Annotated in this window: 24 protein-coding genes, 1 tRNA gene and 5 pseudogenes; 9 read left to right on the forward strand and 21 right to left on the reverse strand. The window is 55.1% G+C overall.

Going from position 1 to position 22416, the window contains the following annotated elements; translation table 11 throughout:
• From EJA70_RS18390 to gspG, 5 genes and pseudogenes are all read right to left on the reverse strand, one after another.
• Window positions 1-250, reverse strand: a pseudogene (locus EJA70_RS18390) (type II secretion system protein GspD); the annotation flags it as partial.
• Complete coding sequence (gene gspM / locus EJA70_RS18395) at window positions 247-789, reverse strand: type II secretion system protein GspM (protein WP_158832561.1); 543 nt, start codon at window positions 787-789, stop codon at window positions 247-249. The pseudogene EJA70_RS18390 and the gene gspM, both read right to left, overlap by 4 nt.
• Complete coding sequence (gspL, locus tag EJA70_RS18400) at window positions 782-1960, reverse strand: type II secretion system protein GspL (RefSeq protein WP_158832563.1); 1179 nt, start codon at window positions 1958-1960, stop codon at window positions 782-784. The genes gspM and gspL overlap by 8 nt, the downstream gene beginning before the upstream one ends.
• Entirely contained in the window at window positions 1957-2943 is a 987-nt protein-coding gene (gene gspK, locus EJA70_RS18405; protein ID WP_158832565.1) for a type II secretion system minor pseudopilin GspK, read from the reverse strand. The genes gspL and gspK overlap by 4 nt, the downstream gene beginning before the upstream one ends.
• Before the next feature lie 8 nt (window positions 2944-2951).
• Window positions 2952-3401, reverse strand: a complete 450-nt coding sequence (gene gspG, locus EJA70_RS18410) for a type II secretion system major pseudopilin GspG (protein ID WP_158832567.1) — start codon at window positions 3399-3401, stop codon at window positions 2952-2954.
• Between the two features lie 147 nt (window positions 3402-3548).
• Here gspG and gspI point away from each other — a divergent pair, with 147 nt between their 5' ends.
• Window positions 3549-3935, forward strand: coding sequence for a type II secretion system minor pseudopilin GspI (gene gspI / locus EJA70_RS18415; protein WP_158832569.1), 387 nt, complete (start codon window positions 3549-3551; stop codon window positions 3933-3935).
• 6 nt (window positions 3936-3941) lie between these two features.
• On the opposite strand, the gene EJA70_RS18420 is transcribed toward gspI, so the two are convergent.
• Window positions 3942-4373: a general secretion pathway protein GspC gene (locus tag EJA70_RS18420; protein ID WP_158832571.1), complete on the reverse strand. Its 432-nt coding sequence runs from the start codon at window positions 4371-4373 to the stop codon at window positions 3942-3944.
• A gap of 111 nt (window positions 4374-4484) precedes the next feature.
• Between EJA70_RS18420 and gspH the strand changes: the two genes are divergently transcribed.
• Together gspH and EJA70_RS18430 are read left to right on the forward strand one after the other, a co-directional pair.
• A complete protein-coding gene (gspH, locus tag EJA70_RS18425) occupies window positions 4485-4946 on the forward strand; it encodes a type II secretion system minor pseudopilin GspH (protein WP_158832573.1) in 462 nt (153 codons plus the stop codon).
• Window positions 4943-5554 (forward strand): type II secretion system protein GspJ, encoded by a 612-nt coding sequence (locus EJA70_RS18430; RefSeq protein WP_158832575.1) that lies wholly within the window; start codon window positions 4943-4945, stop codon window positions 5552-5554. The genes gspH and EJA70_RS18430 overlap by 4 nt, the downstream gene beginning before the upstream one ends.
• Before the next feature lie 162 nt (window positions 5555-5716).
• On the opposite strand, the gene EJA70_RS18435 is transcribed toward EJA70_RS18430, so the two are convergent.
• Entirely contained in the window at window positions 5717-6031 is a 315-nt protein-coding gene (locus EJA70_RS18435; protein ID WP_158832577.1) for a hypothetical protein, read from the reverse strand.
• Here EJA70_RS18435 and EJA70_RS18440 point away from each other — a divergent pair.
• Window positions 6030-6707 (forward strand): WbqC family protein, encoded by a 678-nt coding sequence (locus EJA70_RS18440; protein WP_158832579.1) that lies wholly within the window; start codon window positions 6030-6032, stop codon window positions 6705-6707. The genes EJA70_RS18435 and EJA70_RS18440 overlap by 2 nt on opposite strands.
• A gap of 385 nt (window positions 6708-7092) precedes the next feature.
• Window positions 7093-7413: a hypothetical protein gene (locus tag EJA70_RS18445; protein ID WP_158832581.1), complete on the forward strand. Its 321-nt coding sequence runs from the start codon at window positions 7093-7095 to the stop codon at window positions 7411-7413.
• 83 nt (window positions 7414-7496) lie between these two features.
• Here the strand turns inward: EJA70_RS18445 and EJA70_RS18450 are convergent, their stop codons facing one another.
• From EJA70_RS18450 to EJA70_RS18460, 3 genes and pseudogenes are all read right to left on the reverse strand, one after another.
• Entirely contained in the window at window positions 7497-9434 is a 1938-nt protein-coding gene (locus tag EJA70_RS18450) for an acyltransferase family protein (protein WP_158832583.1), read from the reverse strand.
• A 32-nt stretch (window positions 9435-9466) separates the two neighbouring features.
• Window positions 9467-9985 carry a lysis system i-spanin subunit Rz gene (locus tag EJA70_RS18455; protein ID WP_158832689.1) on the reverse strand — a complete coding sequence of 173 codons (519 nt, stop codon included), beginning with the start codon at window positions 9983-9985 and terminating at the stop codon, window positions 9467-9469.
• Window positions 9985-10411: pseudogene (locus tag EJA70_RS18460) on the reverse strand (cell wall hydrolase). Before EJA70_RS18460 ends, EJA70_RS18455 begins: the two are co-directional and overlap by 1 nt.
• A 223-nt stretch (window positions 10412-10634) precedes the next feature.
• On the opposite strand from EJA70_RS18460, the gene EJA70_RS18465 reads away from it, so the two are divergent.
• Together EJA70_RS18465 and EJA70_RS18470 are read left to right on the forward strand one after the other, a co-directional pair.
• The gene (locus EJA70_RS18465; protein WP_158832585.1) at window positions 10635-11591 is read left to right on the forward strand and encodes an acyltransferase; all 957 of its coding nucleotides are present in this window, start codon (window positions 10635-10637) and stop codon (window positions 11589-11591) included.
• A 346-nt stretch (window positions 11592-11937) separates the two neighbouring features.
• Complete coding sequence (locus tag EJA70_RS18470; RefSeq protein ID WP_158832587.1) at window positions 11938-12078, forward strand: hypothetical protein; 141 nt, start codon at window positions 11938-11940, stop codon at window positions 12076-12078.
• A 212-nt stretch (window positions 12079-12290) separates the two neighbouring features.
• Here the strand turns inward: EJA70_RS18470 and EJA70_RS30855 are convergent.
• Both EJA70_RS30855 and EJA70_RS31140 read right to left on the reverse strand, forming a co-directional pair.
• Window positions 12291-12596: pseudogene (locus EJA70_RS30855) on the reverse strand (cell wall hydrolase); the annotation flags it as partial.
• Window positions 12579-13034 (reverse strand): annotated as a pseudogene (locus EJA70_RS31140) (phage minor tail protein L); the annotation flags it as partial. The pseudogenes EJA70_RS30855 and EJA70_RS31140, both read right to left, overlap by 18 nt.
• 1 nt (window position 13035) lies before the next feature.
• Between EJA70_RS31140 and EJA70_RS18480 the strand changes: the two are divergent.
• A pseudogene (locus EJA70_RS18480) lies at window positions 13036-14071 on the forward strand (tyrosine-type recombinase/integrase); the annotation flags it as partial.
• 79 nt (window positions 14072-14150) lie between these two features.
• Here EJA70_RS18480 and EJA70_RS18485 read toward each other — a convergent pair.
• From EJA70_RS18485 to thrS, 9 genes are all read right to left on the reverse strand, one after another.
• A tRNA-Pro gene (locus EJA70_RS18485) sits at window positions 14151-14227 on the reverse strand.
• A gap of 87 nt (window positions 14228-14314) precedes the next feature.
• The gene (locus tag EJA70_RS18490; protein ID WP_003179985.1) at window positions 14315-14671 is read right to left on the reverse strand and encodes a MerR family transcriptional regulator; all 357 of its coding nucleotides are present in this window, start codon (window positions 14669-14671) and stop codon (window positions 14315-14317) included.
• On the reverse strand, window positions 14652-14954 hold the full coding sequence (ihfA, locus tag EJA70_RS18495; protein WP_002553164.1) for an integration host factor subunit alpha: 303 nt from the start codon (window positions 14952-14954) through the stop codon (window positions 14652-14654). The genes EJA70_RS18490 and ihfA overlap by 20 nt, the downstream gene beginning before the upstream one ends.
• A gap of 3 nt (window positions 14955-14957) precedes the next feature.
• The gene (gene pheT, locus EJA70_RS18500) at window positions 14958-17336 is read right to left on the reverse strand and encodes a phenylalanine--tRNA ligase subunit beta (protein WP_158832590.1); all 2379 of its coding nucleotides are present in this window, start codon (window positions 17334-17336) and stop codon (window positions 14958-14960) included.
• Between the two features lie 26 nt (window positions 17337-17362).
• Window positions 17363-18379 carry a phenylalanine--tRNA ligase subunit alpha gene (pheS, locus tag EJA70_RS18505; protein WP_003226365.1) on the reverse strand — a complete coding sequence of 339 codons (1017 nt, stop codon included), beginning with the start codon at window positions 18377-18379 and terminating at the stop codon, window positions 17363-17365.
• Window positions 18380-18488: 109 nt separating this feature from the next.
• Complete coding sequence (gene rplT, locus EJA70_RS18510) at window positions 18489-18845, reverse strand: 50S ribosomal protein L20 (RefSeq protein ID WP_007913489.1); 357 nt, start codon at window positions 18843-18845, stop codon at window positions 18489-18491.
• Between the two features lie 28 nt (window positions 18846-18873).
• A complete protein-coding gene (rpmI, locus tag EJA70_RS18515) occupies window positions 18874-19068 on the reverse strand; it encodes a 50S ribosomal protein L35 (RefSeq protein WP_002553160.1) in 195 nt (64 codons plus the stop codon).
• 60 nt (window positions 19069-19128) lie between these two features.
• On the reverse strand, window positions 19129-19680 hold the full coding sequence (gene infC, locus EJA70_RS18520; protein ID WP_170947229.1) for a translation initiation factor IF-3: 552 nt from the start codon (window positions 19678-19680) through the stop codon (window positions 19129-19131).
• Entirely contained in the window at window positions 19680-21602 is a 1923-nt protein-coding gene (thrS, locus tag EJA70_RS18525) for a threonine--tRNA ligase (protein ID WP_007913488.1), read from the reverse strand. The genes infC and thrS overlap by 1 nt, the downstream gene beginning before the upstream one ends.
• Window positions 21603-21973: 371 nt before the next feature.
• On the opposite strand from thrS, the gene EJA70_RS18530 reads away from it, so the two are divergent.
• Complete coding sequence (locus EJA70_RS18530) at window positions 21974-22276, forward strand: hypothetical protein (RefSeq protein WP_158832592.1); 303 nt, start codon at window positions 21974-21976, stop codon at window positions 22274-22276.
• The last annotated feature ends 140 nt before the right edge of the window (window positions 22277-22416 follow it).

Raw genomic sequence — 22416 nt, forward strand, 5'->3', positions numbered from 1 at the left:
CCGCCCCACTGCGCGCACTTTTGGATATGTTGTGCAATTGCTTCGGCGCCGGTCGCGCCTGCGCCTGCGCACGTTCGCGGTCAAGCACCGCGTCGCCGCTGCGCTGGGTGTTGGCCAGCGGCCGACCGAGTTCACTGTCGACCAGCAATGGCGGCTGGTTCTGTGGTGTGGTGGTGTTGCTGCATGCGCTCAGTGCCAACAACAGAAACGGCGCGGCCGTACGTACATAATTGGAACCTGACCACTTCATGAAGCTTCCTTAGCGCCCTGCGCCTGATCCATGCGAACGGTTCCCGACAGAGTGCCTGCCGTATCATCGACCTTGACCTCACTTGCACGCTGCAAACGAGCCTCGACCACTTCCAGTGAAAACTGCACCGGACTGCTCAACAACCAACTGATCGCCGCATCAGCCGCAGCCTCCTCGAACGTCAACTGCCACGCGCCAGCCACGGCCTGCAATCGGTAGTGCCCAGCCAGCCCGCTGGCGTCGAGCGACTGTTGCAACGACTGTTCGAGGCTCTGCCCGGCGGGCGGGCTCGCCACCTCGCGCAACAGCAACTCCAGCGCTGCCGCCTGGGAGCGTAATTTCGGCGTTTCGGTCTGCCAGAAATCGAGCTTTTTCAGCGGCGGCTCGATCAGCAACAACCAGATCAACACGCCGCCCAGTATCAGCGCAGTACTCGCCACCATACGTTTCTCACGCAACGTGAGTGATCGCCAATGCCGCTCAATCTGCTGACGCAATTGCACCCAACGGCCTCGAGACAGCGCCAACCATTCACTCATCGTCGTTATCCATAATGGCGCCGCTGTCAGCAGACTCGGGCTCAACTTGCGCGCTCAACGTCCAGACGTTGTCATCACGCACAGCCGCCAGCCCTGCCTGACTGAGCGCCCCCGTCACCGAGCCCTCGGCGCTTGAGTGCGGCGTATCAGCGGCCAGTTCCACCTGCAAACGGCCTTGATCGAAAGTCAGCCGCTGAACACTGCCCGCCATAAAAGGCATCGCACTGGCAGCGTTTTGCACCAGATAGGAAAAACCATGATCGGCGTCCGTCGCCGCTCCACTCTGACGCGTCGCCAACTGCTGACGCGCCTGTTGCAATGGGTTGAGAATGACCGGCAACTCAGGGAACGCCTGCTTCACTCGCTGACTCATCTGCGCCTTGAGTTGCTGGCCTTGGCTGGCTTCGCGAGCCGCGTAAAGGTTCAGACCGACAACCCATACAGCCACCGCCAAGGCACAGCAAAACACTGTCCGCCCCCCGACCGGCGTGGGCTCTGCGGTTTTTTCGATGCCGCCGTGCAGCCCCCATCCGGGTGCGGCGCCAGCCCAGCGCTGATTCGCAGGTTTGTGCTCAAGCACAGCCGCAGGCATGTCGTCACCGATCCACTGCACGGCACTGCCACCGGCTAAAAGCGCCTGCAGTCGCTCGTCAACCATCGGTTCCACCGAGGCTTGCTCAGTGCTGAGGCGCAGCAACAACTGCCCGTCCAGCACGCACGCGCTGATCTGCCCGGCCAGTGGCACCGGCAACGCATAAGGCGCGGGGTAAAGACCTCGCAGCTTCAGTCGATGCCGTCTCAACAACTCACCCAATCGCTGAAGCTCAGCCTTCGCAAGCCACGCCAGATAAACATCTCCACTGCCCTCTCGAGCGCTGTGGGCGACGTGCATCTGTTCACTGCCACCGAGTATCAGCGCCTGCGCCGCACAGGCCACCGCAGCCGCTATTTTCGTCGCCGACAGCGGTGGCAGTTGCAGGCGAGTGAGCACGCTGTCTGCGGGATGAAGAAAACATTCCACAGCCTGCGCTCGAGATTCCTGCTCCAACAGCGACAACGTACTGACACCGGTCTGAATGACGCGCCCTGCCTGATCCAGGCATGCCCATTCAAACTCTGTGTGCGAGGTCAATTGATGCAGCGGCGGCAAGGCAATTCGCAAGCGACTCATGCACCGAACCTCGACCAGATCACTTTGGGCATGCCGTCCTGTGGGCGATGCAGCAACGCCTCCAGGCTCACACGGCGTTGCTCATCCCGCGCTTGTCCGCGCAGCTGGAACCACTGGCTGCTGATACCGACGTTGAGGCCGTCCACCGTCAGGTGCGGCAAATGCAGGCGATTGACGAAGTCTCCACGGTTGATAAACCACTGACCGTGATCACGCTCGACCACTAATGCCCTGGCCTGTGACAGCGACAGCCCAGGCACCACCGCCGCCAGAACCTCGGCGCTGGCCGTGTTGCCATTGACCCAGGTTCTGGCCGGAACAATGCTCACGTATTGACCCAGCCGAGCCATCGCCTGATCGCTCATACCGTCGAGATCCCGCAACTCTTGAAGACTGCGCAGCATCGGCCGGGTCGCAGGCAACGGCCTGCGACTGGCGTTCGGCGAAGTCAATCGACCACTGTCAAAACCGATTTGGGCAGTGCTTTGCCCGACGTCTGGCGAACTCATGACTCGCGGGTACGCGGCAATGACTCGTTCACTGATGCGCTGACTGAGGCCGGCGTCGATGCCAATCATTTCGCAGAGCCTTTCGAAGCTGCGCACCTGACCGAGATCAACCCGTTCGTTGCTGATCAAGTTGCGCAGATTGAACTTGCCTTGTTGGTCTTCCAGACGCCCTTCAAAAGCACCATTCGGCGAGTTCACCAGGTTGCTCTTAAGAGGTTGCGCCCATGGCTGATCGAGCCGGGTCAGGCTGTCTTGCAGGCGGGCATCGTTCAGCAATTGCCGACCCACTTCCAGGCCAGCCAACAGCACCGCGCCACCCTGCACGCGAGACTGTTCAGATTCAAGGGAACGGGTGAAAACGCTCTGTCGGGTGAGCATGCCACCGGCAATCACTGCCACCACGGCGGCGATCAGCAAGGCGCTGATAATTGCCATGCCACGCTGTTTCGTCGCTGTCGACGAAGTCGATTTCATCGCGACGCTTAGAGCTGCCAGGAACCGATATCGGCATTGACGCCGTCGCCGTCTGGCTGCCCGTCCGCACCGAGGGAGAAGATGTCGACTTCGCCGTTCGCGCCAGGATTCAAATAGTTGTAAGGACGACCCCAAGGGTCATTGGGCAAGCGCTCCAGATAAGAACGCCAGTTGCTGTTTTTAGCGTCAGCCGGACGCTCCACCAACACCTTGAGCCCTTGGTTGAGGCTTGGGTAAATGCCGTGGTCGAGGCGGTAGAGCTTGAGTGCCTGCATCAGGCCGGCGATGTCTTGTCTGGCCGCCGTCGCCCTGGCTTGATCAGGGCGATCAAGCACTTTGGGCACGACCATCGCGGCGAGAATGCCGAGGATGACCACCACCACCATGATCTCGATCAGGGTGAAACCCGCCTGGCCGAGTCGGCCCGCGGACTGAGATTTGACGCGCGCGAAATCCATTTCAACCTTCCTTGGCTTGATTACAATTCGGCGCGCAGTGTAACAAAAGCCAGTCATCGTACAACACTCATTAACGCCGTGTTTTTTCTGCACATCGGTCGAGAATCGGGTGCTATTCTGCCGACCTGATTCACCCCAGAGCCGGCTATGGAAGCGATGCGCAAGGAGCGAGGTTTTACCCTGATCGAGGTGTTGGTGGCGTTGGCGATCATCGCCGTGGCCATGTCCGCGGCGGTACGCGTTGCCGGTCTGATGACTCAAAGTAATGGTTTGTTGCGTGATCGCTCGATCGCTTTACTGGCCGCGCAAAGCCGACTCGCCGAACTGCGTCTGGAAGGACGCTTTCCTTCCGGACTGAGAACGTTCGAGTGCGATCAAGGACGTTTGCAACTGCGCTGCGAGCAATCCATCACAGCGCGCAGTGATGGCCGACTGGTGCGCGTCAAGGTGTTGGTAACCGATCGCGAGCGTGAAGCGCCGCCCTTGGCGCAACTGGAAACACTGCTCAGCCAACCGCTTGAACAGCGTCAATGACGTGGCTCAGGGGCGAGTCAATCGAGGCAGTGACGGGATGTCGGGCAACGTGCTGACCTTTAATCGACGCTGCTGCGCACCTTGCTCAATCACCACAGCATCTTTTTCAATAGCCACCACACGCATGTCCTGGGTCAGACGATCACCCACCAGAAAACTGCGTGCAGGCCCATCGTTGAGTGTGAGGATCGCTACCGCACCCTGCACTCCCGCCATCAGCCCGGAGACCTTGATCTCCACGGGGGCAGACTGGTTGGAAAACCACTGTAAGGCAGCAGTGTCGGCGCGTGCAGCCAAGACCTGCGGCTCCACCTCCGGGACGTGGGACTGTGCCGACGTCAACAACAACGATGACCAGAACAGCCCCCCTGCCACTGCTGCGACCAGCGCTGCCGACTGCAGCAGTTGTGCTGCCGATAAACGAAAAGTAAATGCCAAGACCCAACCTCCCTGTTGTCTTGCAGCGCAGTCTACAGGACAACCGGCGGTTTTTTATCCGGGCTGATCATTCGAATCCAGGACGGATTCACGACGAAGGAACGTTGCAGCATGACCAAGGACAGACAAAAGGGTTTCACCCTCATCGAGTTGATGGTGGTGCTGATCATCATCGGCATCGCCAGTGCCGCCGTCAGCCTGAGCATCAAGCCCGACCCGGCGCAACAGTTGCGCAAGGACGCCAATCGCTTGATCCAATTGCTGCAAATCGCCCAGGCCGAAGCGCTGGCAGACGGGCGCCCGATCACGTGGCTGACGGATAAGAAAGGCTTTCACTTTAGTCGTCGTGATGAACAGGGCGTGGGCCGCGATCACTTTCTGGCCGACCCGCAACTGCATCCGCGCAGGTGGGAAACACCTTCGCTGACCATACGAGTCACGCCTCAACGGCCGGTCGTGCTGCAAGCCGAATGGTTTGACTCTCCCTTGCAACTGCAACTCTCGGACGGTCAGCACACACTCATCGTGCAACGCACGGCGGCGGGCAAAATACATTTGGCAAACCGGCCATGAGTGCCCGTCAAGACGGTTTCACGCTGATCGAAGTCATGGTCGCGATCATGCTGATGGCCATCGTCAGCCTGATCGCCTGGCGCGGTCTGGACAGCGTGACTCGCGCCGACAGTCACTTGCAGGCCAGCACCGAGCAAACCGAAGCGCTATTGCGCACATTGCACCAACTGGAACGCGATGTGGCGTTGCGCGCCAGCATCGAACTGCGCGAGCCGAACCTGACCAACAACGACGATGACCCACCTCAAGGTCCCGCCGCGATCAGCGTGCGCAGCACGGATAACCAGAGTTTTCGTCTCGACGTGATCCGCAGCGCCGCAGACCCGCAGGACGGTTTACAGCGCGTGCGCTGGTGGCTGAAAAATCAAACCCTGTACCGCGCCGCTGCTCCAGCCCGCAATCGATATCCCCTGCCCGCCCCCAAAGAAGCCGTGGCCGTTCTCGACAGCATCAGCGACCTGCAAGTGCGCGTCTGGGAGGCAGACATGGGCTGGCGCCAACTCAGTGGTAACCGCAAAGAAAACCCACAAGGTCTGGAGATTCGCCTGACCCGAGAGACGCCGCAGGGCGAGGAGCATTATCGGCAAGTAATGGGGCCACTGGACTAAGGGGAAGAATGAAACGCCTTCCCCCTTCAAGCATCGAAACAGCTGCGCACATTGGCCTTGGTCAAGCCGGGCTTTCAGTTGACTGGCCAGCCCCTCAAAGCGGTTCGGAGATCAGAGCCTGCTGGCTGGCCTTTGCCGTGGTCAGGTATACAAGCGATCAGTTCAGACCCCGAAAAGGTTGCCCTGTGATTGCGACCAGTCATCTGCCAGACCGCGTTTGAGCGTGCGCACGCGGTCTTTGAAATCGACCGCGCATAAAGGTTTGATCAGTCTACCGAGCGCCCAAGGCAGCGCTGAGACGCTCAGGCCATCGAAGCCAGGTTTACCTTTGAGGTCCAGCGTAAGCCTGGCGTAACACGTGAAGCCGGCCGAAGCCATCTCACTGTCACGCACGCGGTTGATTTCGTTGAATAGGTGACTGGATAGTGATCTGGTAGCATTCTGAAAATTATTGATCGTTAGAAGTGAATCAAGCATGAAGCGAGTGGCAATCCTCCAATCGAACTACATACCCTGGAAGGGTTATTTCGACATGATTGCAGCCGTTGATGAATTCATCATTTACGATGACATGCAATACACGAAAAATGACTGGCGAAACAGAAACCAGATAAAAACTCCGCAAGGCGTTAAATGGCTGACCGTCCCCGCCGGCTCCAACCTGAACAGAAGAATCAGAGACGTTGAGCTCGACCCAAGGTGGCAGATCAAGCACTGGAGCAGCATCGAAGCCAACTATGCCAAGGCAGAATATTTCGGCGAAATTGCTCAACTGCTCAAACCACTGTATCTGGAGCGACAATTCACAACCCTTTCAGAACTCAATAGAACGCTGATTGAAACGATCTGCACCTACCTCGAGATAACCACCACAATAAAAAACTCTTGGGACTATTCACTCTGCGAAGGCAAAACGGAAAGAATCGTTGATCTTTGCCGGCAAGCGGGGGCGACAGAATACGTTTCCGGCCCTGCGGCTGAAAACTACCTAGAGGAAGTTATGTTCGCCGAATCCGGAATCAAACTGACGTGGTTTGATTACTCTGGATACCGTGAATACCCGCAACTGTGGGGCGAGTTCACGCATGGCGTGAGTATTCTGGATGTGCTGTTCAACTGCGGAAAAACCTCCAGAGATTTTCTGAGGTACTAGCGCCAACCGCAGGTTAGTTTTGCGCGGGTTTTGCGCAGACACAAAAAAGCCGATCTGGCTGATCGGCTTAACTGTCTGATTTTACTAAGGAATTATGGTCGGGACGGAGTGATTCGAACACTCGACCCCTAGCACCCCATGCTTGAAAATGGGATGAAACCACAGTATTTGTTGAGTCTTCTATTGGCGCTCGCCGTAAACGGTGCCGCACTGACCTTCACTAACATTTACGAATCCCCGAAAAAGTCCCCACGCCTTTCTGGCGCCATCCACGGCGTTCTGCCGAATCCCACCAATCCAAAATCCTACAGCTCGTCGCCTCACCCTCGCTCACCGGTTGCGCCTCGATTACTGTATATCCAAACAGTATCAACAAGGCGCATCCGTGGATCCCCTCTATATAGAAGACACCGACGATTGGCTCGGCTGCCCGACGCCGCTCGAAACCTGCCGGCATCAGCTCAGCATGTGCGAGAACGAAATTCAGGAACTGACAACTCAACTGCGTCAGGAGCGTGAAAGGATATTCAAGCTGGTCGAGATGCATTCCGAAGCGGTTCTTCAGAGGGATGAGGCTATGTCGACCCTACGTGAAAAGGCAGCGGAAACTGCCAAAATTCGCAGGCAGATGTGCGACCTTCGCACATCTGCGAACGCATACAAGAAGGAAATTGAAACTCTTCGCAAAATGCTCAAGAGCTTTTAAAAACAACACAATTCTCGAGTAGGCATTTGATGCGCTAGCTTGCAAACGCGCCTCTGCGCGTCGGCATGCATGACCAGGCAACGTCAAAAAAGAAAACTGTATTTTTCCTTGAGACTTTCCCCAAAGCGTTTAGACCCAGCCAAGGTAAAATGCCCATAATCAAAGTACAGATATTCACCGTTCTCAGACAAAATATCGCATTTGCGCTCTTTCCCGCATTGCACATCGAGAGCGCTGACATAATACACGTTTTTAAAATCCTCCGAATTGAAGAACCCCTTTAACTCTTCATCATACTCAAACTTATCCGAAATCTCATATTTCCGAGCAAAGTCATTGATGCTCGCCGCCGTAACGTGACGCTCTAACTGGGCCTCTTTCGAAATTTTAGGAACGGTATCTGAGAAGACCATCTTCGGACCGATAACGTAGATTGGAGCAGAACTAATGCCACGAATTTTAGTGATCATGTCCTTTAAGCCTGCAAAGCTTTTACCATCCCAGTTGTCGTGCAAGTAGATTGCATCTGCAACGCGCAATTCTGGAGAATCAAGAACCCGAACAAAAGCTTTCCTGCACTCTTCTGGCTTATTCTCTAAAACAGAGTAGTCATGAGAAAAATTAAAACAAAAGAAAGGTGTATCTATCAGTTTTAGCTGACCCTTAAAATTGTTTTCCGTAAGGGCGTAAGAAAAATCATAAGCATGGGAGTTACCAACTAGTACAACCTTTTTAAGATCGCTTGAGCTATTAAATTTTGTAGATAGAGTCGGAATCCCGCTCCAATATCTATTGAGTTCAGCAGCCAACTGGTCCTGTGTAAGCATGGCAAATGGAAAACGCGAAGGTATACCATCCTTCACGTAAACAACAATTGGAGCGAATACGACCAGCAAGCCCGCAATAATCATAACAGCCGCTGTCTTTTGCCCCAATGGGTCGTTATTGTGGCGAAATTTTTGCTCCACAAATCGCCAGCTCAAATAACCCAGAACAATTGATGCAACAACCAACCCAATCGAGATTTCTACCGTTATTTCTATCCTAGAATAATGCAGAAAACTGATAAGCGGCCAATGCCACAGATAAAGGGAATAGGATATAAGACCGACAAAAACAAACGGGCGGCTTTCTAGAACCCAAGATATCAAGCTTTTACCAAACACTCTCGCGATGATAATTAGCCCGGCTCCAGCGCACGGAACGAGAGCATTTAGCCCCGGAAACCCGGATGCTTTATCAAGTAAAAGAGCCGGTACAAGAACCATTGCCAAACCCAAGATAGATATGGCATTAGCTTTGACACTTAATTTGTCCGCTGGTGTCTTTTTTGCTAGCCAAAAGGCCAGTATTGCACCGACCAGAAGCTCTCCCGCTCGTGAGGGCAGTAAGAAATATGCGCTTGACCATTCATGCTGAACCCCAAATTCAGCGAACACGAATGAGAAAACGAGTAATGCTGAAACCAAAACCAGACGCGGGCCGATACCTTGCTGCTTTAATATAAGAAAAAGCGCAAGCGGCCAAATAAAATAAAATTGCTCCTCCACTGATAGAGACCAAATATGTAACAGAGGCATTTCTTCTGAGCTGGAAGAAAAATAACCGCCGGAGTTTTTCCAAAAAAAGATATTTGATGCAAAGAAAATAGCACTCAAGGTGCTTTGTGACAAGAAACTGTAATCGCTCGGCAGAAATAGATAGTAGCCCGCAACCATCACACACAACAACACAACGTATAGAGCTGGTAGTATTCTTCGAGCACGGCGAAGATAGAAGTCAGCAAATGAAAATGTCCCTTTATTAATCTGACCTAAAATAATTCCAGTAATCAAATAACCTGAAATTACAAAGAAGACATCCACACCAACAAACCCGCCAGAAAACAGACTAAAACCTACATGATTCAGCACCACAAGCATTACGGCTATAGCCCTTAGCCCATCGATGTCCGCTCGATAGCTCAAATTTTTTTTATGCATGCAAGCCCTTTTTACTAGAAAAATGATATCGGCGCGCATTCTACAAACTTATGTATGTGACTCGATACAGTTTATCTACCATTTGTGAATTTTGTGATCGCCCTGACATACTCTTGGCAGGCCTCCAGTGCGATCAGTCCTCGTTCACCGGTGTCGGTGATGGCGATAATTCTTTGAGCATGCGCCGGGTCAAGTCGGGCGCGTACGGCTGCATGATCCAAGCCGCCGGCGCCGGGGGCGGCAGACACTGAACAGCCACCGGCTGAGTCCGCGTCGAGGAGGACTGACAGCCGGACATCAGCAGTGGCAAGGCGATCGCGCAGGCGAGCCTGATCGTTTTGTGCATTGGCCATTTTCTCAAAGTGAGTTTTCTCGCTCGCCACCAGCTTTTGCTCGAGCGCCAGGCGCTTGTCCTGCTCCGCTTGTTGCGCGGCGGCGCCGACCATGGCCAGTTTATTGAGAGTTTCGGCGCTCAGCCGGGCCTGATCAGCGAACTGCTTGTCGTAGCGCCAACCCTGGAACTGCCAGGCGCTGCCCGCGCCGATCAGTACCAGCGCCAGCGCGCCTATCAGGCGCCACGGCACGGTAATCACGGCACATCCTTGAAGAAGACGTGCCCGCCAAGCTTCAGCGTCTGCTTTGCCTTCGCTGCCCACGCCGGCGGCGTCTTCATGCTGAGCGCGTAGTAGTGCGTCGCGCCGGCGGTTGGATCAGGCACCTTGCCGTCAATCACCTGGTCGGCTGCAATCCGCGCCTTTACCAGTTCGCGAAACGGGATTTGCTTCGCGCCGATCAGGTAGGAGAAGTTCGGATCGCTCTTCTTCCAGCAGCTGAACTGGTACGGCTTCTGGCACACACTGGCGTATCCCTCCCCCACCACGAATTGGTCTTGCCATCGAAAACACCCTGTTACGGATCGTCCAGGCCACAGCCACCTGCCCAGCTGTTGATTCACCACGGGCTTCACCCCACAGCGTGCGAGCGAGGATGTCGCAATCTTCATCGTTTTGGATCATCAAGTTCTCCGGGCGAAAAAAAACCGCCGGACTGGCGGTTGTTGATGTGCAAAAAATCATGTGAAGTACTTTCATTTGCAACCAATTTAAGTGGTGGAGTAGTCCCGTTTCAGGTAGCATGCCGGCGTTTTGATACCGCGTGTAACATTTTTTATACATATCCATCTAGACGCTGCAGCCCATCATGCAGCGAAGCTTATGGATCAAACTGGCATGGAATGGCATGACTAAAACGGAATCGTCCCCTTCGGAATACTTTCCTAATTTTGATATCTTACGGTTACTTCTAGCTCTAGAGGTGGTTGTCGCGCATCTATATTTATTCTCAACCCCCAACACCGCTTGGAATGCTTGGGTTATGGCGGTACCGTCATTTCTTGCCATCAGCGGCGTGGTCGTGTTGAAAAGTTACAGCGAGAAAGTCTCACTAAAGGATTTTGCAAAAAGGCGAGCACTTAGAATACTACCAGCTCTAAGCGCATCTGTTTTATTGATATTTATTTTGTTTGATTCGCAAGTAGCTTTAAATGCTATAACCACTTGGCTTTCAGGCGGTATTTACATACCTGAAAAAGGCTACACTAACCAAGCACTATGGTCGCTCGCATGGGAGGAACTTGCGTATCTAATTTTAGCTGGGCTATGGGCCGTGGGCGCATACCAAAAACCTCGCTTTATATGGCTTGCCCTCGTTGCATCTGCTGTTACCGTCTATGTTTTTTCAGCTTCTAGATTTGACCCCTTAACGATTACACTCGCTATGCTAGCCCAAGCATTCTTTGCGGGAAATCTGGCGTTTATATACAGAAAAAAACTTCATGTTTTCGGGCGCTTCGCACCTTGGGCATTCCTCGCATTTACTATCTTGGCACCGCATCTTCCAGTACGCCAGTTGCTTCAAGCAATGGCGATAGTTTGGGTAGGCATTGCGGGATTCAGGATAATAGGCTTTCGCACACCTGACATCAGTTACGGTGTATATATTTATCATGTTCCAATTTTATTGTTCATCACTGAGAAGTGCCAAATCACGGATATTCAGAGTGCAAGTTGGATACTGATGTCTGTACTCATACCCACTTGCCTAGCGAGCTGGTATTTCATTGAACGGCCTTGCATTCGTTACAAGCGCAGAAAAAAAATCAACGAAGCAAACGCAGTAGCTCAGCCATTCGCTTAGGATGTGAGCGGTTCAGTTAAGCTGAAGTTACTCTAGCCAAGGAAGGCTTAATTTAATCTCCGCGTATCGCAAGGCTAGCCTGTAGCACAGCTTGAATCTTTTCTTATGGCGCGCCCATCATTTTGATAGTGTGCCGCGTCCACGGGGCGGCCAGCCATCGCTAAACTGACGATTACCACTCGCCCGCTATAGATACACTTCGCAATTGCTTACTGAATTGCGAGGCGAGTCTGTTCGCCCGAATGACCGGTATCCGCATGCTAATGCGGCTCTTGGAAAATTTATCGAGCAGAATCTACATCGATGAGGCTTTCCACGGGACAGACAGATCTTCTGGTCAGATTCAATGGCTCGTCTGGGCAATGAATGGTGCGACCTGCAAGCTCCCAGCGATCTGGTGCAGGATCAAGCCCAAAGGAAAAAACGCCGCCTTTCATGCCTGGATTTGGAAGGATCTGCCAAAAAAATCGATGATTGGCAGGTCTGATCGGTGGATCTGGCGTGGATTCAGCCCGGTTTACGCACGGGCGACAGTGGTCTCGTAGTTGTAGGGTTCACTGTCAAACAAGTGAGCAGGCTGGCCAGCTCAGTAGATTTGCCAACATCGCCCATCAGGCCGACGTCTTGTTTCAGGAAAATCAACGCCTGCTCAGGGAGCGGCGCGATAGCGAGGAAAAATGATCGCCCTTACGGGACATCCTAGAAGAAGATGTGGTGCCCAAGCTTCAAGGTGTGCTTGGCCTTCGCCGACCACGCCGGCGCCTAGATGCTGGTGGCGTAATAGTGCGTGGCGCCACCGGCTGGGTCTGCGACCTTGCCGTCGATCACCTGGTCAGCAGCGATCCGGCATTGAGCCAGTTCGCGGAAAGGGATCTGCCTCACGCCAATCAGGAATTTGTAGTTTGGGTCGGTCTTGTTCCAGCAGCTGAACTGGTAGGGTTTCTGGCACACGCCAGCATATCCCTCTCCCCACCACGACTTAACTTTGCCGTCGAACACTCGGTTCGGCCCGCGGTACCCGCCGGTGAGACACCAGTGGCACAGGGTCGTGGCCTGTCGGCCGATGGATTCATTGCCGACGTCGCCCGGGCTGGCCAACTCCTAACTGACCGTCTCCCCTTCCTCGTTTGTCTTCTGGTCGATGTACCAGACTTCAATCGTCTCTTGGGTCGGATCGGCCGTCGGATTGCCGGCGGGAAAATTCGCCGCGTCGAGGTAAGTGCCGAGCGTGTGGCGCATCGTCAGCTTGAACTCGAGCAGATCGGCGAACGCCAAGCAGAGCGCAGTGATGCGTCCATTGACGTTGCCAACCGATAACGTCGGGCGCACAGCCGTGCCGTCGCCGTTCGCCTCGATGCCGTCGATCTGCATTGGCTAGGCGCTGTATTCATTGCCCTGCCAGTAAATCGCTTTCGCCGGCAATTGATCGGCATTAGCACCGGCGGAGCTTCGGCAGCAAAAGGTATACGGCGTACGCCGAACCAGAACATGGGAAGAAGCAGCAACAAAGTTTCTGATTGAGAGCAAGGATCAGCCATCAATCAAACTGACAGCGCACCACTTGAAGCACTTGCACCCTTATCTCAAAGACCTGCCGTTGACGCATATCGATGACCAGACACTTGAGCCGTTCATTAAGGATCGTTTGAAGGGAATGGTGTTGCCTTGCGGGAAACAGTTGAAGCCGGTAGCGCCGCGCACGATCAATATTTCAATCGAGCGGGTGATTCGGGTTCTTTCGCTTTGCGCAAGGAAGTGGCGGGATGAGGAGCGCAGGCCCTGGCTTGATTCGGTGCCAATGCTGGCCAAGCTGGACTTGAAGAAAAAGGTTCGCGAACCCTACCCAATGACATGGGAAGAGCAGTCGATCCTTTTTGGAGAGTTGCCGGCGCACCTGCAGACGATGGCCCTGTTCAAAGTGAACACGGGTTGTCGCGAGCAAGAGGTCTGCAAGTTGAGGTGGCGACTGGGAGATTTCGGTGCCGGAGCTTGGCACCAGCGTGTTCCTGATTCCGTCAGACTTCGGCGGCCGTAACGAGCGGTCAGGGGTAAAAAACGGTGACGAGCGATTGGTGGTGCTCAACTCCGTAGCGAAGTCGATCATCGACAAACAGCGAGGCCTGAGCAAGGAATGGGTTTTTTCTTACAACGGCAACGCAATGCATCGGATGAACGACTCGGCTTGGAAGAAGGCGCGAGTGAGAGCCGCGAAACTCTGGCAGGAGGAAAACCTTCGCCTCGCTCACCCTGGCTATCTGTCGATCAGGATTCACGATTTGAAGCACACGTTTGGCCGTCGCCTTCGAGCGGCGGGAGTAACCGAAGAAGACCGAAAGGCTCTTTTGGGTCACAAGAACGGCAGCATCACTAGTCACTATTCGGCCGCTGAGCTCGGGCATCTGATTGAAGCTGCGAACATGGCATCAGCAACCGATTCGCGTGGGCCGGTGCTGACAATCTTGAAGAGGAGGCAGGCGTGAGAAATGGAGAAGTCACGCAAATGTCACGCGCTTGAAAAAGGCCAATGCTGTGAACATTGGCCTAAGTCATTGAATTATATGGTCGGGACGGAGTGATTCGAACACTCGACCCCTAGCACCCCATGCTAGTGCGCTACCGGACTGCGCTACGCCCCGACTGATTTACAACCGCCCTTCACCTCGAAGAGCGCTCAAGAATATAGCGCAAGCTTTTGAAAACTGGAAGTATTCAAAAGCAGCTTTTTATTTCTTGAGAACCACCAGCACATCTTCCAACTCGGCAATCATCTGCCGAATCATCTGCTTGTACTGAGTAGTGTCGTCTTTGGCCTCATCGCCGGACAGGCGCAAGCGTGCGCCGCCGATGGTGAAACCTTGATCGTAAAGGAGCGCGCGGATCTGCCGGATCATCAGCACATCCTGGCGCTGATAATACCGGCGGTTTCCGCGGCGTTTGACGGGGTTGAGTTGAGGAAACTCCTGCTCCCAGTAGCGAAGCACGTGTGGCTTTACGGCACACAGCTCGCTGACTTCACCAATGGTGAAGTAGCGTTTGCCCGGGATGACGGGTAGTTCGTCGTTATGACTTGGTTCCAGCATAAGCCTCAACTCGGGCCTTCAACTTCTGCCCTGGACGAAAGGTGACCACACGGCGAGCCGTGATCGGGATTTCTTCCCCCGTTTTCGGGTTGCGGCCAGGCCGCTGGCGTTTGTCCCGAAGGTCGAAATTGCCGAAACCGGACAATTTGACCTGCTCGTTGTCTTCAAGAGCGTGCCTGATTTCCTCGAAAAACAGTTCGACCAATTCCTTGGCTTCCCGCTTGTTCAGGCCCAGCTCTTCATACAGACGTTCCGCCATCTCAGCTTTCGTCAAAGCCCCCATACGTCACTTCCTTAACGTGGCGTTCAACCTTTGTTCGAGCGAGGTGAGGATATTTTGCGTCGTCGAATTCACCTCATCGTCATTAAGAGTGCGCGATGGATGCTGCCAGGTCAAGCCAACTGCAAGGCTTTTTCTATCAGGATCAATGCCTTTACCCTGATATACGTCAAACAGCCTGAGATCTGTGAGCCATTCGCCTGCATTTTCACGGATTACGTCCAGTACTGCCGACGCGGCGACGTCTTTGTGCGCAATCAGTGCAAGGTCACGACGCACTTCAGGAAAGCGCGACAACTCATGGAATTTCGGCATTTTACCGAGCGCCACTTCAGCCAGAACCAGTTCGAAAACGAAGACCGGACGATCCAGACCCAGAGCTTTCGACAGTTCAGGGTGAATGGCACCGATGAAACCGACTTCCCGCCCTTCTCGCTCGATGCGCGCGGTTTGACCCGGGTGCAGCGCCGGGTGTTTGCCCGGAGCGAAAGTGAACGAATCCAGCGCACCGGCGAAGCCCAGCACCGCTTCCACGTCAGCTTTGACGTCGAAGAAGTCGACGGTGTCGCGACCTTGCGCCCAGCCTTCCGGCAGACGGCTACCGCAAACCACACCGGACAGCATCGGCTCTTGCTTCAGGCCTTCCAGCTGACCAACAAAGCGCAGACCGCTCTCGAACAGACGCACGCGATCTTGCTGACGGTTGAGGTTGTGCTGCAGCGCTTTGACCAGACCTGGCCACAACGAAGAGCGCATTGCCGCCATGTCATTGGAGATCGGATTGGCCAGCAACAACGGCTCGACGCCCGGGTTGAACAGTTCGAACTGACGCGGATCGATGAAGCTGTAAGTGATCGCTTCCTGATAACCACGCGCCACCAGCAGACGGCGCAGTTCCGGCAGATCGCTACGCGCTTCAGCTTTGGCTTGCGGCGCCAGACGCGCTTGCGGGTAACGCACCGGCAGACGGTTGTAACCGTACAGACGAGCCAGTTCTTCGATCAGATCGACTTCCAGGCTGATGTCGAAGCGATGGCTTGGCACTTCTACTCGCCACTGGCCTTCACCATCGGCAGTAATGCCAAGACCCAAACCGCTGAGCAGACGCTCGACCTGTGCCGAATCCATTTCCATGCCCAGCATCTGAGCGATGCGCTGGGAACGCAGAGTGATCGGCGCGATTGATGGCAGGTGCTGTTCGCTGACGGTCTCGATGATCGGGCCAGCTTCACCGCCAGTGATTTCCAGCAGCAGGCCAGTGGCGCGCTCCATGGCTTCACGGGCCAGTTGCCAGTCAACGCCACGCTCGTAGCGGTGCGACGCATCGGTGTGCAGGCCGTAGGAACGAGCCTTGCCAGCGACAGCGATCTGGTCGAAGAATGCGGATTCCAGGAATACGTCGCGAGTGGTCGCGGACACACCGCTGTGCTCGCCACCCATCACACCGGCAATCGCCAGAGCGCGAGTGTGGTCGGCGATGACCAGCGTATCGCTACGCAGGCTGACTTCCTGACCGTCGAGCAATACCAGCTTCTCGCCCTCTTCCGCCATGCGTACACGGATGCCGCCATTGATTTCGGCGAGATCGAAAGCGTGCAGTGGCTGACCCAGTTCGAGCATCACGTAGTTGGTGATGTCGACGGCAGCATCGATGCTGCGCACGTCGGCGCGACGCAGGCGCTCAACCATCCACAGCGGGGTTGGCTTGGACAGATCAACGTTACGGATCACACGACCCAGGTAACGTGGGCATGCAGCAGGGGCCAGTACTTCTACCGAACGCACTTCGTCGTGCACGGCAGGAATGGCCATGACCACCGGACGGGTAACCGGTGCGTCGTACAGCGCGCCGACTTCACGGGCCAGGCCGGCCAGGGACAGGCAGTCGCCACGGTTCGGGGTCAGGTCGACCTCGATGCTGGCGTCTTCAAGATCCAGATACACACGGAAATCTTCGCCCACCGGCGCATCGGCCGGCAGCTCCATCAGGCCGTCATTGCCTTCACCGACTTGCAGCTCGGCTTGCGAGCACAGCATGCCGTTGGACTCGACGCCACGCAGCTTGGCTTTCTTGATTTTGAAGTCGCCCGGCAGCTCGGCACCGATCATGGCGAACGGAATCTTCAGGCCCGGACGCACGTTTGGCGCACCGCACACGACCTGGAAGGTTTCCGCGCCATTGCTCACCTGGCAAACGCGCAACTTGTCGGCATCCGGGTGTTGCTCGGTGCTCAGCACCTCGCCCACGACCACGCCGCTGAAAACACCGGCGGCCGGCGTAACGCTATCGACCTCAAGACCGGCCATCGACAGACGAGCAACCAGCTCATCGCGATCTACCTGCGGGCTAACCCAGCCACGCAGCCATTGTTCACTGAATTTCATCCTGCTCTCCTAAGAATTCGTTACGACTAGCGAAATTGCGCGAGGAACCGCAAGTCGTTGTCGAAGAACAGACGCAAGTCGTTCACGCCGTAACGGAGCATGGCCAGACGCTCGACGCCCATGCCAAAGGCAAAGCCGGAGAACTCTTCCGGATCGATGCCGGACATGCGCAGCACGTTCGGGTGAACCATGCCGCAGCCCATCACTTCCAGCCAGCCAGTCTGCTTGCAGACGCGGCAGCCTTTACCGCTGCACATCACGCATTCCATATCGACTTCGGCGGATGGCTCGGTGAACGGGAAGTACGAAGGACGGAAACGTACGGCCAGTTCTTTCTCGAAGAACACCCGCAGGAATTCTTCGATGGTGCCTTTGAGATCGGCAAAATTGATGTCGCGATCAACCAGCAGGCCTTCGACCTGGTGGAACATCGGCGAGTGGGTGATATCGGAGTCGCTGCGATACACACGGCCTGGGCAGACGATGCGGATCGGCGGCTGCTTCGATTCCATGGTGCGGACCTGTACCGGCGAGGTATGGGTGCGCAGCAGCATGTTGGCATTGAAATAGAAAGTGTCATGCATCGACCGGGCCGGGTGATGGCCTGGGATGTTGAGCGCTTCAAAGTTGTGATAGTCGTCTTCAACCTCAGGGCCCTCGGCAATGCCGTAGCCGATGCGAGTGAAGAACTGTTCAACACGTTCCAGAGTACGGGTCACCGGATGCAGACCACCGGAGGTCTGACCACGGCCCGGCAACGTTACGTCAATGGATTCGGCGGACAGTTTGGCAGCCAGTTCGGCTTCTTCAAACAGGGCCATGCGCGCATTGAGAACGCCTGTAACACGCTCCTTGGCAACGTTGATCAGGGCGCCGACTTGCGGACGCTCTTCTGCCGGCAAATTCCCCAGGGTCTTCATCACCTGAGTCAATTCACCCTTTTTGCCAAGGTATTGAACCCGGATTTGCTCCAGGGCATTGATATCTTCAGCGCTTTGCACAGCCTCTAGTGCTTGAGAGACCAGCGCATCCAGGTTTTCCATGTACAGACTCCAGATACAAAATAGGGGAAGAGCTTGAAGGCTCTTCCCCTATTTAAGACGTTTACCACCTGGCCCCACGGAAGTGAGGCCGGGTGATTGTCGGGGGTACTTAAGCCAAGGTGGCTTTAGCTTTCTCGACAATCGCAGCAAACACCGCTTTTTCGTTCACTGCCAGATCAGCCAGAACCTTACGGTCGATCTCGATGGACGCTTTTTTCAGGCCAGCGATGAAACGGCTGTAGGACAGACCGTTAACACGAGCACCAGCGTTGATACGAGCGATCCACAGAGCGCGGAACTGACGTTTTTTCTGACGACGGTCACGGTAGGCGTATTGGCCTGCCTTGATTACCGCTTGCTTGGCAACACGGAATACGCGCGAACGTGCACCGTAGTAGCCTTTAGCAAGTTTCAGAATTTTTTTGTGACGCTTACGGGCAATGACGCCACGCTTTACACGAGCCATGAGTTACTTCCTCTATTCTTGACTAAAATTAACGAAGGCGCAGCATGCGCTCGACTTTTGCCACGTCAGACGGATGCAGCAAGCTGCTACCGCGCAGTTGACGCTTACGCTTGGTCGACATTTTAGTCAGGATGTGGCTCTTGAAAGCGTGCTTGTGCTTGATACCGTTAGCAGTTTTCAGAAACCGCTTAGCAGCACCACTTTTGGTTTTCATTTTTGGCATGTTCGGATACTCCGCATTCAGTTGATAAACATAATCAGAAGGCCTGCCGTGCCCTGTTGATTACTTCTTCTTTTTCGGGGCGATGACCATGATCAGTTGGCGTCCTTCCATCTTAGGATGCTGTTCGACCGAACCGTACTCGAGCAGGTCAGCTTCAACCCGCTTGAGGAGTTCCATCCCCAGCTCCTGGTGGGCCATCTCACGGCCGCGGAATCGCAAGGATACCTTGGCCCTGTCCCCATCACTCAGGAAACGTACCAGGTTGCGCAGTTTTACCTGGTAATCCCCTTCCTCCGTCCCTGGACGAAACTTGATTTCTTTAACCTGAATCTGCTTCTGGTTTTTCTTGGCCGCGGCAACCTGCTTCTTCTTCTCGAAGATCGATTTGCCGTAGTCCATCAGTTTGCAAACAGGGGGTACTGCATCGGCGGAAATTTCCACCAAATCCAGTTTGGCCTCTTCAGCCTTAAGAAGCGCGTCTTCAATTGACACAATCCCAAGCTGTTCACCTTCAGCCCCAATTAACCGAACCTCGCGTGCCGAGATATTCTCGTTGATCGGGGCTTTCGGTGCAGCTCGTTTATCTTGTCTCATTTCACGCTTAATAATAATTACTCCGAATCTGGGCGACCACGCCGGGAAACCGCTTGCGCGAGAAACTCAGCGAACTGGGCGACGGGCATCGAGCCCAGGTCAGCACCTTCACGAGTACGCACAGCGACAGTCTGCATCTCGACTTCCTTATCTCCGATTACCAAGAGATAGGGAACCTTGAGCAAAGTATGCTCGCGGATTTTAAAGCCGATCTTTTCATTTCTCAAGTCGGACTTGGCACGAAATCCGCTTTCGTTGAGAGTTTTTTCAACTTCTGCAACAAAATCTGCCTGTTTATCAGTGATATTCATGATCACCGCCTGGGTCGGCGCGAGCCACGCAGGGAATGCACCTTCATAGTGCTCGATCAAAATACCGACGAAACGTTCGAAGGAACCGAGGATCGCGCGGTGCAACATCACAGGGTGTTTGCGGCTGTTGTCTTCGGAGACGTATTCAGCGCCCAAACGGACAGGCAGGTTAAAATCGAGCTGCAAGGTACCACATTGCCAGACGCGACCGAGGCAATCTTTTAGCGAGAACTCGATCTTCGGACCGTAGAACGCACCCTCACCCGGCTGCAGATCGTACGGCAGACCCGCAGAATCAAGGGCTGCAGCCAGTGCAGCTTCAGCGCGATCCCACAACTCGTCAGAACCGACGCGTTTTTCCGGACGAGTGGACAGTTTCATTTCGACGTCGGTGAAGCCGAAGTCGCGATAAACGTCCATGGTCAGCTTGATGAACGCGGCGGATTCAGCCTGCATCTGCTCTTCGGTGCAGAAGATGTGAGCGTCGTCCTGAGTGAACGCACGTACACGCATGATGCCGTGCAGCGCACCCGACGGCTCGTTACGGTGGCAGGCACCGAATTCGGCCAGACGCATCGGCAACTCGCGGTAGCTTTTCAGGCCCTGGTTGAACACCTGCACGTGGCATGGGCAGTTCATCGGCTTGATGGCGTAGTCGCGGTTTTCCGACTGCGTGGTGAACATGTTGTCGGCGTAGTTGGCCCAGTGCCCGGATTTCTCCCACAGACTGCGGTCAACGACTTGAGGGGTCTTGATCTCAAGGTAGCCGTTGTCGCGCTGGATCTTGCGCATGTACTGCTCGAGTACCTGGTACAGAGTCCAGCCGTTCGGGTGCCAGAACACCATGCCCGGGGATTCTTCCTGGGTATGGAACAGGCCCAGACGCTTGCCGATCTTGCGGTGATCGCGCTTTTCAGCTTCTTCGATGCGCTGGATGTAAGCCGCCAGCTGCTTCTTGTCTGCCCAGGCGGTGCCGTAAACGCGCTGCAACTGCTCGTTTTTGGCGTCGCCGCGCCAGTAGGCACCGGACAGCTTGGTCAACTTGAAGGATTTCAGGAAACGCGTGTTCGGCACGTGCGGGCCGCGGCACATGTCGACGTATTCTTCGTGATAGTACAGACCCATGGCCTGTTCATTCGGCATGTCCTCGACCAGGCGCAGTTTGTAGTCTTCGCCACGGGCCTTGAACACTTCAATCACTTCGGCGCGCGGAGTGACTTTCTTGATCACGTCGTAATCTTTCTCGATCAACTGCTGCATACGCTGTTCGATGGCAGCCATGTCGTCCGGGGTGAAAGGACGTTCGAAGGCGATGTCGTAATAGAAGCCTTCGTCGATGACCGGACCGATGACCATTTTCGCGGTCGGGTACAGCTGTTTGACCGCATGACCCACCAGGTGAGCGCAAGAGTGGCGAATGATCTCCAGCCCCTCTTCATCCTTTGGCGTGATGATTTGCAGGGTCGCGTCGCTGCTGATGATGTCGCTGGCGTCGACCAGTTGACCATTGACCTTGCCGGCCAGGGTGGCTTTGGCCAAGCCAGCACCAATGGATGCGGCGACCTCGGCTACGGAAACCGGGTGATCGAATGAACGTTGACTGCCGTCGGGAAGAGTAATAGTTGGCATGGCGCCTCCTCTCCTAGTGGTGACCCCTACCAAAGGTCACGTGGGTTGGGATGAGCCAGTACAAGATCCGATCCAGGCCATTCAATGACGAACGCCTGCCTTACAGCGGCAGGAGCCTTGCGGCCAACCGGAAAATCGAACCAGAGTGACTGGGATTCAAATCGAAGTATTCGCACGCTAACCGCTGCCGGGGCTGAAGGCCATCCGGCGCCTGAGAACGCTTGAGCCCGGCATGCTAGCACAGATGAGCGGTCACTTATGCCTCTGTTTGATCAGAAGGCAAATCGTCCGTTTTTATGCCAGAGTGCTGAACTTGATCGGCCTTCAAGCCCTCAGATAACAAGACATTGACCCACAAGGAGCATCCTCGCATGCGTCTGAATACCCTGTTCGCCGTAGTCGCCCCCATTGTTCTGCTGCTGCCGCTGAGCGCCCACGCCGATTGGCCGAAGGGTGAACGCGAGAAGTACATGGCGCAGTGCACCCAGGCGGCGACCCCACAGATTGGCGCTGCGGCGGCCAAATCTCATTGCGCCTGTGGCGCTGACGCCATCAAATCCTATCCAGCGAGCGACATTCAGGCACTGATGGACAATAAGGCCACCCCTGAACTGCAGCAGGAAGCGCTGGGCCAAATCGCCAAATGCAAGGCCAACACCCCGGCGAAAAAGTGATCAAAAAAGCGTTCTGAATCGGCTCAGCGCCCCTGAAAAGGGCTGAATTTGCGTCTTTTCAGACGATTTATGCAGGTTTTACAGGTTTTTTTATCGTCTTTACGTTCCGCTGAAAGCCTTGTAAACCGGGGCTTTCAGCC

It is taken from the genome of Pseudomonas sp. PB103 (genome assembly GCF_009764635.1).
Classification (GTDB): Bacteria; Pseudomonadota; Gammaproteobacteria; order Pseudomonadales; family Pseudomonadaceae; genus Aquipseudomonas.